General features: G+C 46.5%; 12 protein-coding genes (1 of these 12 cut by a window edge). 6 read left to right on the plus strand and 6 right to left on the minus strand.

The window, feature by feature from the left end; all coding sequences use genetic code 11:
* Positions 1–411 carry the 5' portion of a DUF4476 domain-containing protein gene (locus tag KD145_RS16250; RefSeq protein ID WP_211999906.1) on the minus strand. The gene continues 1,077 nt to the left of window position 1, outside the view, so only the first 411 of its 1,488 coding nucleotides appear in the window; its start codon is at positions 409–411; its stop codon lies off the left edge, out of view.
* Between the two features lie 37 nt (positions 412–448).
* The gene (locus KD145_RS16255) at positions 449–946 is read right to left on the minus strand and encodes a biotin/lipoyl-containing protein (RefSeq protein WP_211999907.1); all 498 of its coding nucleotides are present in this window, start codon (positions 944–946) and stop codon (positions 449–451) included.
* A 136-nt stretch (positions 947–1,082) separates the two neighbouring features.
* Between KD145_RS16255 and KD145_RS16260 the strand changes: the two genes are divergently transcribed.
* Entirely contained in the window at positions 1,083–3,626 is a 2,544-nt protein-coding gene (locus tag KD145_RS16260) for a M1 family metallopeptidase (RefSeq protein WP_211999908.1), read from the plus strand.
* 72 nt (positions 3,627–3,698) lie between these two features.
* On the opposite strand, the gene KD145_RS16265 is transcribed toward KD145_RS16260, so the two are convergent.
* The 4 genes from KD145_RS16265 to KD145_RS16280 form a co-directional block, all read right to left on the minus strand.
* Positions 3,699–4,616, minus strand: a complete 918-nt coding sequence (locus KD145_RS16265) for a DUF1835 domain-containing protein (RefSeq protein WP_211999909.1) — start codon at positions 4,614–4,616, stop codon at positions 3,699–3,701.
* Positions 4,617–4,642: 26 nt separating this feature from the next.
* A complete protein-coding gene (locus KD145_RS16270; RefSeq protein ID WP_211999910.1) occupies positions 4,643–5,413 on the minus strand; it encodes a YgcG family protein in 771 nt (256 codons plus the stop codon).
* A 37-nt stretch (positions 5,414–5,450) separates the two neighbouring features.
* Positions 5,451–5,906 (minus strand): TPM domain-containing protein, encoded by a 456-nt coding sequence (locus KD145_RS16275; protein ID WP_211999912.1) that lies wholly within the window; start codon positions 5,904–5,906, stop codon positions 5,451–5,453.
* An 86-nt stretch (positions 5,907–5,992) separates the two neighbouring features.
* Complete coding sequence (locus tag KD145_RS16280) at positions 5,993–6,571, minus strand: LemA family protein (RefSeq protein ID WP_211999913.1); 579 nt, start codon at positions 6,569–6,571, stop codon at positions 5,993–5,995.
* Positions 6,572–6,963: 392 nt separating this feature from the next.
* Here KD145_RS16280 and KD145_RS16285 point away from each other — a divergent pair, with 392 nt between their 5' ends.
* The 5 genes from KD145_RS16285 to KD145_RS16305 all read left to right on the plus strand — a co-directional run bounded on the left by KD145_RS16285 (position 6,964) and on the right by KD145_RS16305 (position 13,337).
* Positions 6,964–7,428, plus strand: coding sequence for a response regulator (locus KD145_RS16285; protein ID WP_211999914.1), 465 nt, complete (start codon positions 6,964–6,966; stop codon positions 7,426–7,428).
* Between the two features lie 186 nt (positions 7,429–7,614).
* Positions 7,615–8,985, plus strand: a complete 1,371-nt coding sequence (locus KD145_RS16290) for a dipeptidase (protein ID WP_211999915.1) — start codon at positions 7,615–7,617, stop codon at positions 8,983–8,985.
* Positions 8,986–9,067: 82 nt separating this feature from the next.
* Complete coding sequence (locus tag KD145_RS16295) at positions 9,068–9,466, plus strand: RNA-binding S4 domain-containing protein (RefSeq protein WP_211999916.1); 399 nt, start codon at positions 9,068–9,070, stop codon at positions 9,464–9,466.
* Positions 9,467–9,538: 72 nt separating this feature from the next.
* Positions 9,539–10,762 (plus strand): diaminopimelate decarboxylase, encoded by a 1,224-nt coding sequence (gene lysA / locus KD145_RS16300; RefSeq protein WP_211999917.1) that lies wholly within the window; start codon positions 9,539–9,541, stop codon positions 10,760–10,762.
* Positions 10,763–10,988: 226 nt separating this feature from the next.
* On the plus strand, positions 10,989–13,337 hold the full coding sequence (locus KD145_RS16305) for a hypothetical protein (protein ID WP_211999918.1): 2,349 nt from the start codon (positions 10,989–10,991) through the stop codon (positions 13,335–13,337).
* Positions 13,338–13,372: the final 35 nt, after the last annotated feature.

Genomic DNA, 13,372 nt, shown 5'->3' on the forward strand with positions numbered 1-13,372 from the left:
TTCCAGCGCCGGCTCTTTGGCTGCAGCTGCCACAGCGCCACCATCATTGTTATCCGCCTTGGTCTCCCGGAAGGTCTGCATATTATACAGTGCATAGCCTGAACCGGAGGACTTCTTTAAGAGAAAGCCCAGGTCACTTTGTGCAATCCGCACATGGAATTTCTGTTCCTGGGAAGGGCCCTCGCTTTTGGCGAAACCGATAGATATCGGTACCGTACCGCTTTCCAACCGGGGCAGGATAACATACCCTCTCTCGGTAGAACTCAGCACCTGGCCATTCACCTTTACATAAAAGGGCTGACCTTTTTCACTCTGGATATATACATAATGCTGCTGTTCCTGTGCCCATGCGCGGCCACAGCAAAACAAGCATGCCAATAGGTATAATACTGTCCTGTATTTGAAAAGCATACTAAAAATTGGTATAAAACTGTCCTTTATGCAAATATTATTCCAGCACGATCAGCACCTCGCCTTTTTCTACGGCAGTGCGCTCTGCTACTTTTATTTCTTTCACCACGGCATCCGAAGCCGCTTTGAATACATTCTCCATTTTCATGGCTTCCAGGATGAGCACCGGATCGCCTTTGTGGATAACCTGACCGGGGGTTACCAGCACTTTCAGTACCAGTCCCGGCATGGGGGCCTTGATATCATTCACTTTTTTAGTCATGGCATCCTTTATCCCCATGGATGCCAGCAGCTGGTCAATTGGTTCTTCAATGGCCACTTCGTACGTCTGCTGGTTGATCTGCAGCGTAACGGTCTTGGTGTCTTTGTCTACTTTCAGTACCTGTGCCTGATAGCTGTGGCCATCCATAATGATGCTGTAATCGCCCGAAGGCACCTGTACTGCAGACCAGTCTACCGCCTGCCCGTTGCAGGTAAGGGTTGAATCCTGACTAATAGTGTACGCAGACTTACCGTTTACTGTTGCTTTGATCATAGTGTTTCGTATTTATTGGCTGCTAAGCATAACAAAAATAGCATTTTTAACCACTTGCCTCATTATTAGGCCATTTGTTTAAATTTGACGCTTTATATAAGCAGAAGCTGATATATTTAATTAAAACTGATTTTACATGAATCAACATTTGAAGCGGTCCCTTTTGGGTGTACTGATCGGTGGGATGGCTGGCTTGGGAGCAACATCTTCCCTGATGGCCCAGACCGGGATAGCAGCCCCGGAAGATCCGGCCATGAAGATCTACAGAGCGGCAGCCACCAAGGTCAATGACCTGGTACATACCAAACTGGACGTACGTTTTGATTACCCCAAACGTTACCTGTACGGCAAAGCCTGGATTACCCTGAAACCCCACTTCTACGCGACTGACTCCCTCATTCTCGACGCCAAAGGCATGGACATCCATGAAGTGGCCATTGTAAAAGGAGGCAAGAACAGTCCACTGAAGTACTCATATGACAGCTTACAGCTGCATATCAAACTGGATAAAAACTACCAGGCCACCGAATCCTATAACATCTATATCAGCTATACCGCCAAGCCCAATGAGCTGAAGGTGAAAGGGAGCGCAGCCATTACTGATGCCAAAGGATTGTATTTCATCAACCCTGATGGTACAGAACCCAACAAACCTACACAGATATGGACCCAGGGCGAAACTGAAGGTTCTTCTGTATGGTTTCCCACCATCGATAAAACCAATCAGAAATGCACCGAAGAAATCAGCATGACGGTGCCCAAAAAATATGTGACCCTCTCCAACGGTAAACTGGTAAGTCAGAAAAACAATCCTGACGGCACCCGCACCGATACCTGGAAGATGGACCTCCCCCACTCGCCTTACCTGTTTATGATGGCAGTGGGCGAATATGCCATCGTAAAAGACACCTGGAAAGGCAAAGAGGTAAGCTACTATCTGGAAAAACCTTTCGAGAAGTATGCTAAAAACATCTTTGGCAATACCCCTGAGATGCTCACCTTTTACTCCAAAATCCTGGGATATGAATATCCCTGGATGAAATACTCCCAGATCACGGGCCGTGACTATGTTTCCGGCGCGATGGAAAACACCACCGCCACCCTGCATGGGGAGTTTATGCAGAAAACAGACCGCGAACTGCTCGATAACAATAACTACAACGAAAGCGTGATTGCGCACGAGCTGTTCCACCACTGGTTCGGCGACCTCGCCACAGCCAAGTCCTGGAGCAACCTTACCGTTAATGAATCTTTTGCCGACTACAGTGAATACCTGTGGCTGGAACACAAGTACGGTAAAGATGCTGCGGATGAACACGGCTATGATGCGGCTATGTCCTACCTGTCCATGGTACAGTATTCCGGCGACAAAAACCTGGTACGTTTCCATTACCGCGACCGGGAAGACATGTTTGACCAGGTGACCTATCAGAAAGGTGGCCGTATCCTGCATATGCTGCGTAATGCCGTTGGTGATTCCGCTTTCTTCAAATCCCTGAACGTATACCTCAAGGCCAACGCATTTAAAGCCACCGAAGCCCATCAGTTGCGTCTTGCTTTTGAAGAAGTAACCGGCCGTGATATGAACTGGTTCTTCAACCAATGGTATTTCGGACAAGGGTTCCCTGAACTGGATATCAGCTATAAATACAGCGGCAACAAAGTGACTGTATTTATCCAGCAGCTCCAGAAAGCGGATAAAGTATGGCAGCTGCCGCTGGCCATTGATATTTACAGCGGAGGCCAAAAAGAGCGTCACAATGTAACGGTATCCAACCGTGTGGATTCTTTCACCTTCACCTATTCCACTAAACCTGACCTGATAAACGTAGATGCAGAGAAGGTGATTTTATCCAAGAAAGATGACCACCGTGATTTCTCTACTTATGCTTACCAATACGCCCATGCGCCCCTCTACCTGGACCGCCGCATCGCTATTGAGGCAGCAGCTGAAGCACAGGGCAGTAATCCGGAAGCTGTAAAACTGCTGATACAGGCCCTGAAGGACAAATACCATGGGCTCCGTACCCTGGCAGTCGGTTCCCTCAATCTCAAGCTGCCGGCTGTAAAAGCTGCCGCCCTGCCTGTATTGACAGAAATGGCCAAACAGGATCCCAGCTCATTGACTAAGGCCGCTGCCATCAAACAACTGGGAGAGCTGAAAGACGCACAATACGCCACTTTATTTGAAGCAGCTACTAAAGACCCATCGTATGCTGTAGAGGCTGCCGGCATCGAGGCGCTTGCAGAGCTGGACCTCGACAAGGGTTATGGTATAGCCAAACAACTGGAGAAAGATACCAAGGGTAAACTGGTAAGCGCTATTGCCAGCATCTATGCCCGCAAAGGCAATCCGGCCGATATCAGTTTTGTAGCTACCAAATTTGATGAAACTTCCGGCCAGGACAAGCTCAATGCAGCATTCGATTACCTGGGCTTCCTTGCTAAAATCAATAATACGGAGGCCGTGCAGCGCGGAGTGGATCAGGTGAAAGCGATGACCCTACAGTTCAACAACGGTCAGGTAAACACCTATATCAGCAACTGGCTGCAGGAAATTGCCCGTAAAAAAGATATGGACGCTACAGCCGTTACTGGTAAAGACAGTGATGGACTGAAGCAACAGGCTGCCTATATGCGGAAAGCATCAGACAGCATCCGGGCGGCGGCTAAAGAATAATAGCCAGCTCAGATAAAAAGACAAAAGCGCGCAGTGGTTTAACTCCTGCGCGCTTTTGTCTTTTTATGCAAACTACTGTTCCTTTTTGATGATCTTTTGTGAGGAGGGGTCCCAGCGCCAGGGGGTTTTATCCAACCGGACACCGCCCAGCCACCGATGATGAAGGGGAACATAATCGAGATAATTTTCTTCATTGTTGAGCACCTCCTGCCCGAGGCTGGTGATACTAATCATCTGGGCTTCGTTTTCTATGACGCCGGCCTGTTGCATCCGCTGTATGAGTAAATCCAGCTGGAAGTCACCAAAGCCATATATCCACAATTCATCCCAGAAAGCGGTGTAAAGGTCATAATTCCGGTATTTGCCCAGAGAAAGTTTACGGAGGAAGAATTTTTCGATGCTACTCAGGCCGCCTTCCACATCGGGGAATCGTTCCAGATGGGCACGGAGTGCTGCCGGCAGATGTTTCAGATTACCGCCTTCCATTTGGGAGATTTTTTCCAGTGCCAGCGGGGTGTCTTCGCAGTAGGCCACCCAGGTATCGAGGGCCAGCTGAATATCGGCAGGCTGCAGTAATACCCGTTGTTCCAGCATGGGCGGATAATCTGTTACTTCCCGGTGATGAGGCATGTCTACAATGCTGATGGGGGGTAAAGTATCAAGATTGTTTTTGAGGTACAGGATGATAAAGACCAGGTTGATCTGACAGAACAGGTCTGCTTCAAACCAGAGTACTATTTCATCAAAAGAGCTGGAGTTTTTTAATTTCTCCAGCTCATGAACGACATTGGTATAATATGTTTGTTTGTCAATACCGTATTGGAATTCCAGGTGTTTGGCGCGGCTTTCAAAAAATTCAACCGGGTCTTTGGTGTTTTTGACTTTCCCTTCACTCATCATCTCCCTGCATACTACTACGCCTCCTCTGAGCCTGCTTTGTCTGAGCTGGGAAAGTGTAGCGTCTCCGTTTAACACATACATGTATGACATAACAATATTTTCTAAGGGTTTTCAGATTACCAGCTACCACTGGCGCCTCCACCGCCGCCGGAACCTCCGCCGAAACCACCGAAGCCTCCGCCACCGCCGCCGCCTGACCAGCCTCCTCCGCCACCGCGTCCGAAGCCGCCCATGCCGCCGATTACAGGCCATATCCAGCCTCCGCGCCTGTTGTAAGTGGTACCACCACCTCCACCGCCACCACGGCTGATAATGGAAATGATGATTACAATCACCAGGATGAGGAGGAAAACGCCGCCCGGGCTGATACCGGGTTTGCTTTGTCTTGGATCGGCTTTGTATTCACCGGCTGCCGCTTTCTCGATGGCATCTACCGCGCCATCGAGGCCCTGGTAGTATTGTCCCTGCCGGAAAGCGGGCTTAATGATCTGTGTAATAATTTCATTGGCTATAGCGTCCGGAACAACGCCTTCCATGCCATAGCCCGTTTCTATCCTGATCTTCCTGTCTTCCAAGGAAACAAGAATAAGGATACCATTGTTCTTGCCTTTTGTACCAATCCCCCAATCTCTTAAAATTTTAAGGCCTACCTGGCTGATATCGTAATTACCAACCGATTTAAGGGTAACGATCGCTATCTGAGTGGAGGTACTGTCACTATAGGCTACCAGCTTCTGCTCCAGCCTTTCGTCTTCATCTTTCAGGAGGATGCCGGCAAAGTCGTTTACTAAAGTCGGAGGATTAGGCCGTGGCGGGATGTTTTGTGCTTTTGCCAGCAATCCTGCCATCAGTAATAATCCAGGTAAAAACCAGCGTAATATCCTCATGTTCGTCTGTGCTAAAATCGTTTTAAAAAAGTGCCCGCTAGATATTGAAAACGATGTCGTCCGGTAACTCGTTGGTATCACCGGCTTCGTGGGGAAAGTAGGTACGGAGGGATTCGCCTATCTCCCGGATACATTCTTCGATACCTTCAATGATACGGTTGTTCTGGAAGTGGCTTTTAAGGAGGGTAGCCTCCTGCTGCCAGAAGTCGTCGCCCACTTTGTCATGAATGCCCTGGTCGCCCAGAATGGCAAACTGGTGGTCTTTAAGGGCCACATATACCAATACTCCATTGCGCTGTTTGGTTTTCTCCATGCCCAGGGAAACGAAGGCTTCCTTTGCGCGGTCCATGGGATTTACATAACTGCAATGGTTTTCTACAAATAACCTGATTTCGCCCGATGTAAGCCTCTCGGCCACCCGGATAGCCTGCACCAGTCTGTTTTTATCCATTTCGGAAAAAATCTCTCTCTTTTTAAAAGGGAATAGACGCATGCTATTTATTTTTTGATTTGGATATTTAGAGATTTAGAGATTTTCCCAAAAATTTCTAAATCTCTAAATATCCAAATATCTAAATATTAAAATTTAACCTCGGGCGCTTTTTCAGCACCAGCCTGTGCTTCAAAGTAACCTTTCTGTTTGAAACCGGTGATGCCGGCTACTATATTGGTGGGGAAGCTACGAACATTGCTGTTAAATCCGTTTACCGCATCGTTAAAGTCGTTACGGGCAACGTTGATTCTGTTTTCAGTACCTTCCAGCTGTGCCTGCAGATTCAGGAAGTTCTGGTTGGCTTTCAGTTCAGGATATTGTTCAGAAACGGCGAGCAAACGGCCCAGTGCCTGGCTCAGCTGACCTTGAGCAGCCTGATACTGCTGTATTTTTTCAGGGCTCAGGTCATTCACGTCTACTTTAATTTGTGTAGCACTGGCACGGGCTTCCATCACTTTAGTAAGGGTGGTTGTTTCAAAGTTGGCGGCGCCTTTTACAGTGTTTACCAGATTAGGAATAAGGTCTGCCCGGCGTTGGTAACTACTTTGCACTACACCCCATTTATTCTTCACACTTTCCTCCTGTTTAACTAACCCATTGTACTTTCCGCAACCTAACATGCCCAGTAATACAATAACAATGATTACAATAATTCCTTTTTTCATCTGAATAGAATTTTAAATTTAATGCCGGCAAGGGAGCAAAAGCTGTTCCTGTTTCCATGCCTGCCGGTGTAACTAGTTGTTTTCACGGTGAATGCAGTAAAAAACACGGTAAAACCATATTTTTCATCTTCCCACGAAAATATGGAAACTAAAGCAGTAAATCGCTATTGCTTAGGGAAACGATGAATTTAAAAAAAAGTTCATCCATACTTGAAAAATTCACGCTAATAGAGTATGTTTATATGTACCTTTATAGCACGTTTATCGTTAACCGTTATTTATCGATAAATGCCAAAAAGTGAATGGGGCAGGATAGATATTAAAATCGATATAACAGGTTTCATTGTTTCTAACTCATTTATTATTAATAACTTGGAACTAAGTCTGCTTAAATGAGTGCACAACACATCCATATACTCTATATTGATGATGAAATACACAACCTGAATGCCTTCAAAGCTTCGTTCAGGAGACTTTACAACGTTTTCACCGCCACCTCAGCCGAAGAAGCAGTGAAACTACTGGAAGAGCAGGAATTTCATATCATCATTTCCGATCAGCGAATGCCCAGAGTGACCGGAATCGAGTTTTTTGAGTCCATACTGGAAAAATATCCCGAGCCTATCCGCATGCTACTTACCGGCTACGCTGATATTAATGCCGTTGTGGATGCGATCAATAAAGGCCAGGTGTACAAGTACTTCTCCAAACCCTGGAATGAGGAAGAACTAAGACATAATATCGAAAAAGCGTTTGAAGTGTATTCCCTCCGGAAGGAAAACAAGGAACTGACCGCCAAACTCCTGGATGTCAACGAAAAGCTGGAGTTCCTGGTACGGCAAAAGCTGATTTCCTAAGATTCTACTGTTTTTGTTTATTGGCTTTTGAAAATTAGCATATTAAGCATTTTAGAATATTAATATAGTTTAAAAAAGGTCCGATAGCCGGCCTAATCCCAAAATCCACAAATCCGTAAATCCCAAATTCCTGAATGTTCTTTTTCCTTTAACTTGCATCCCATTGTGAACTTAATTTCCTGAATCATGCAAGTTTGGAAAGAATACCAGGCCCAACACAAAGAGCGTTTCCTGGAAGAATTGCTGGATCTGTTACGCATTCCGTCTGTGAGTGCTGATTCCCGCTTCAATGGTGACGTTCAGAAGTGCGCAGAAGCCGTAAAGCAACGCCTGCAGGAAGCCGGCGCGGATAAAGTAGAAGTATGCCCGACCGCAGGACACCCTATTGTTTATGGAGAAAAGATCATAGATCCTTCTTTACCGACCGTACTGGTATACGGCCACTACGACGTACAGCCTGCAGATCCGCTGGAACTGTGGCATAGCGGGCCGTTTGAACCCGTTATCAAAGATGGTAACATATACGCCCGTGGCAGTGCGGACGACAAAGGACAGTTTTACATGCATGTAAAAGCCTTTGAAACCATGAACAAAACCAACACCATTCCCTGCAACATCAAATTTATGATTGAAGGGGAAGAAGAAGTAGGTTCTGCCAACCTGGGTATCTTCCTGGAACAAAACAAGGAAAAACTGAAAGCTGATGTAGTGCTCATCTCCGACACCTCCATGATCAGCCTGGAAGATCCTTCCATCGATACCGGCCTCCGTGGCCTCGCTTACATGGAAGTGGAAGTGACCGGTCCTAACCGCGACCTCCACAGCGGCGTTTATGGCGGTGCAGTAGCCAACCCGGCCACTATCCTCGCCAAAATGATCGCTTCCCTGCACGACGAAAACAACCACATCACCATTCCCGGTTTCTATGATAAGGTGCAGGAACTGACTCCCGAAGAAAGAGCAGACCTCAACTCAGCTCCCTTCGATGAGGAAGCCTACAAAAAAGACCTGGGCATCGCTGACGTATGGGGTGAAAAAGGATATAGCACCATCGAAAGAACCGGTATCCGCCCTACTTTGGAAGTAAACGGTATCTGGGGTGGTTACACCGGAGAAGGTTCCAAAACCGTACTGCCTTCCAAAGCTTTCGCCAAAATTTCCATGCGCCTTGTTCCCAACCAGGACTGGCATGAAATATCCGATCTGTTTACCAAACACTTTGAAGCCATCGCTCCCAAGAGTGTGACCGTAAAAGTGAACAAACATCACGGCGGAAGTCCTTATGTAACCCCTACTGACTCTGTGGCCTACAAAGCAGCCCACAAAGCCATTGATACTACCTTCGGTAAAGCTCCTATCCCCGTTCGCGGTGGCGGCAGTATTCCGATCGTAGCCCTGTTCGAAAAAACACTCGGCCTGAAAACAGTACTGATGGGATTTGGACTGGACAGTGACAATCTCCACTCTCCCAACGAAAAATATGGTCTGGCCAATTATTATAAAGGCATCGAGACCATCCCTTATTTCCACCAGTATTTTGCTGAGATGAGTAAATAATATTGAGATTTTCGATTTTTTGATTTTGAGATTTGAAATAAATCTCAAAATCAAAAAATCGAAAATCCCCAAATCCTATAAAATGAGTACCACTGAAAAAATACGGGTAGACAAATATCTCTGGGCTATCCGGGTTTTCAAAACCCGCAGCCAGGCGGCAGATGCCTGCGACGGCGGTAAAGTAAAAATGAACGGCAACAATGTAAAGGCCGCCAAACCCGTTAGCCTCGGTGACAATTTCGAAGTCAGAACCGAAGGCCGTAAATGGATCATCCAGGTAACCGGACTTCTGTCTAACAGGGTTGCCTATAGCGAAGCCATCAAATACTACGCAGACAACACCCCTGAAGAGGATAAGTCCGCACCCAAAGCCATCGCAGCCGTATTCCATACCGGTAAAAGACAAAGCAAAATAGGACGCCCGACCAAAAAAGACAGAAGAAACATCGAAGGATTCCTGGGAGAAGTAGAGGAAGATTGATTTCAATCTTCTATAATTTCTCAGTTTTGCGTAGTAATTTTGCCACCTCATTCTTAAATCAAGGAGTAATCAATGCCTAAACAAAGCGACGTACTTGCTACCGACTTCCTCGTGAAAATAGCGGACGAATTTGGTACCCCGGTATATATATACCACGCAGAAAAGATTAAGACCCAGTATGAAAAGCTCCAGAAGGCCTTCTCGAAGGCTAACACCCGCTTTTTTTACGCCTGTAAGGCATTGACCAACATCAACATCCTGAAGTACATCAACTCCCTTGGTTGCGGACTGGACACCGTATCCATCCAGGAAGTACAGCTGGGCCTCAAAGCAGGTTTTGAAGCTAAAAACATCATCTTTACACCCAACTGTGTAGATCTGCAGGAAATCATTGCTGCCAAAGACCTCGGTGTGATTATCAACATCGATAACCTCTCCATCCTGGAACAATTTGGCAACAAGTTTGGCGGTAGCTATCCCATCAGCATCCGGCTCAATCCGCATATCATGGCGGGTGGCAACTTCAAGATCTCTACCGGACATATCGACAGCAAATTTGGTATCTCCATCCACCAGCTGCGTCATATCGAACGTATCGTGAAATCCACCAAACTGAAAGTAACCGGCCTGCACATGCATACCGGCTCCGAAATCAAAGATGTGGACGTTTTCCTCCGTGGCGTGGAAATCATGTTCGAAATGGCACAGCACTTCCCTGATATCGAGTCTATCGACCTCGGCAGCGGATTTAAAGTAGCTTACCAGCAGGGAGATCCTGAAACAGATATCGACCTCCTCGGTAAAAAACTGAGCGACGCTTTCAACAACTTCTCTAAAAACTACGAAAAACCACTCCAGCTCTGGTTTGAACCCGGAAAATTCCTGGTAAGCCAGTCCGGTTATTTTGTAGTAAAAGCCAACGTGATCAAACAAACCACCGCCAACGTTTTCGTAGGTGTCAACTCCGGCTTCAACCACCTGATCAGGCCCATGTTCTACGACGCATTCCACCTGATCCGCAATATCTCCAACCCGAAAGGAACTGAACGCATCTATACCGTAGTAGGTAATATCTGCGAAACAGATACCTTCGGATGGGACCGCAAAATCAATGAAGTACGGGAAGGCGACTACCTCGTTTTCTATAACGCCGGCGCCTATGGTTTTGAAATGTCTTCCAACTTCAACTCCCGCCTTAAACCGGCCGAAGTAATGGTGAAAGACGGCAAACCATCCCTGATCCGCAAACGCGATACACTCGAAGACCTGCTTAAAAACCAGATCGAACTCATTTAGTTTATTTGATCATTTGGTTATTTGGTTATTTATAAAAAGCTGTTTATCAGCAATAGTAAAATAGCCCAATAACCAAATGATCAAATTTAAAATATTGCCCCTACCTTTACGTCTGCATACTATCTCCCCTTGTTACTCCTGCACTGTTTTTACTGTAAATTGTAAATGGAACTTTTTGTGATCACAAAAACGAAAAGCCTTTGGTGATAATTTTATACGCGTTTATATGAAGATTTTAACTGCACACTCCAACAACGTATTGCAGGACGATAAATTAATCGAAGCCAATATATCATTCGTCCCTTTCCTTCGGTTCCTGAAGGAAAAGGCAGCTAATGACGAGGACCCGCGGTCTTCTTTCTATCGCCTGATCATCCGGAAATTCGAAAGCCACCCGGAGATACTCAATCCTATTTCCCCCACAGCCGATCTTTCCGTTTATAAAGAATATCTGGACCTGCTCACCGCAGCCATTTTTCCCATTACCACAGATACCACCCGCGATATCTATGGCATAGGGGTACCCTTTAAGTTTGCCATCTTTTATTATTCAGAGCTTTTCCGGCAGATGTTCACTGAAAACGGCACCGGCCTAATAACCGTTCCCCAGGGCATTACCGCAGCTAAAGTGAAAAAAGACAAACTGACATGGCTATATAAACTGATCCTGGAAAGGATATATAATTTTCCGGTCAACTACCAGAATGAAATCATACATCATATAGAACTCCCTGACGGATCCAAACGGTACGTGAAAGTAAATATAGACCCCCGTTTTGTAGACGTAAAGGTAAAAGGGGATACTCCGCCACCGCTGGACTACGACAATTACTGTTCTTACCAGATGGCTCCGGATACCCTGCAGAAAATTATCCCCCCGGATCAGTTCTACCTCGAAGGGTTTGTAATATGGACGGTGGAAGATGTCACACAGACAGAAATCCTCAACAATATCAAGGGTCTGGTGATGAACATGCAAGCCGGCAACGAGTCTGAGACCTACCGTACATTGGAAAAAATGATTCCCACTGTTATGGGCTGCCCCGACATTACAGCGCATATCGTACCTTTTCCGAAAGTAAACGGTAAAAACGTGCTGGAAGAACAGTTCATCAGCACCGATCCTATCCTGGGCATCGGGCATAAAAAACAACAACAGCACTTCTTCCACCTGTTGATCGAACATGCGGCCAAACAGCCCACACCACTGATCATTCCGGCAGTCAATGAGGCTACCGTCTCACAATATCCTTTCCTCAAATATCTGCCGATCAAAAATATTCAGAGCTTCGTCCTCTTCCCCATCACCCATAAAAAAGAAATACTGGGTGTGCTGGAACTGGCTTCTTCCCAGGTGAATATGTTGTCAGCAGAACCACTGTGGAGACTGGAAAGCATCTATCCGCTGATGGTCCTCATGCTCAACCGCAGCATGAGTATCCTCGACAGCAGGATCAACGAAGTACTGAAAGATCAGTTTACCGCCCTGCAGCCTTCTGTGGAATGGAAGTTTACCGAAGCTGCCTGGAACTACCTGCTCACTCCTGCAGAAGAACGCAAAGACATTGAAAACATCTCTTTTGAAGAAGTATATCCGCTGTATGGCGCCATCGATATACGGAATTCCTCCGTACAACAGGGCAATGCTATCCGCGAAGACCTCCAGGAACAGCTGGAACTGATCAAATCCACGCTGGAAACAATAGCACAGGAAATTCATCTCCCGCTCCTGGAAGAACTGATGTTTAAAACAGAGGATCTGCTGGCCAACCTCAGTGACAACCTCACCGCCGGAGAAGACCTGAAGGTGAATGAATTTATGGAACAGGAAATACAGCCTGTGCTGGAACATCTGTGCGAAGGCAGTGAATCGCTGAAACCCGTTCTGGAAAAATATTTCAGCAAAATCGACAAAGCTGAAGGCTATGTTTTCCGCCACCGCCGGGAATATGAAGAAAGCCTTTCCACCATCAACAGGGCCATCAGCCAGTATCTGGAAAAAGAGCGGCTATATATCCAGCAGTCCTTTCCCTGTTATTTCGAAAAGTACCGTACAGACGGTATCGAATACACGATTTATATTGGACAGTCGATTGCCCATGAGAAAAAATTTGATCACCTGTACCTCCGCAATCTGCGCCTGTGGCAGCTTTCCTCCATGGCTAAAATTGCACGGCTGACCCATAAGATATCACCACGGTTGAAGATACCGTTACAAACCACACAGATGATCCTTATGCACAGCTCCCCTATCACTATCAGCTTCCGTAGCGACGAACGCCGGTTTGATGTGGAAGGTGCCTATAACATCCGTTATGAGATCATCAAAAAAAGAATCGACAAGGTACACGTAAAAGATACCGGCGAACGCCTTACCCAGCCCGGCACCATTGCCATGGTCTACTCTTATGTGCGTGAAATGGAAGAACTGAGGAAATACATCTCCTTCCTGCAAAGCAAAAATATTCTGTTACCCGACATTGAGATGCTGGACCTGGAAGAACTGCAGGGTGTCAGCGGCCTGAAGGCACTCAGGGTGAGGGTCAACATGGAAGATACTTTACCATCAGCTTAAAAAAGAAAGACCGGGACATTTGCCCGGTCTTTTTT

The organism is Chitinophaga sp. HK235, from assembly GCF_018255755.1.
Taxonomy (GTDB): Bacteria; Bacteroidota; Bacteroidia; order Chitinophagales; family Chitinophagaceae; genus Chitinophaga.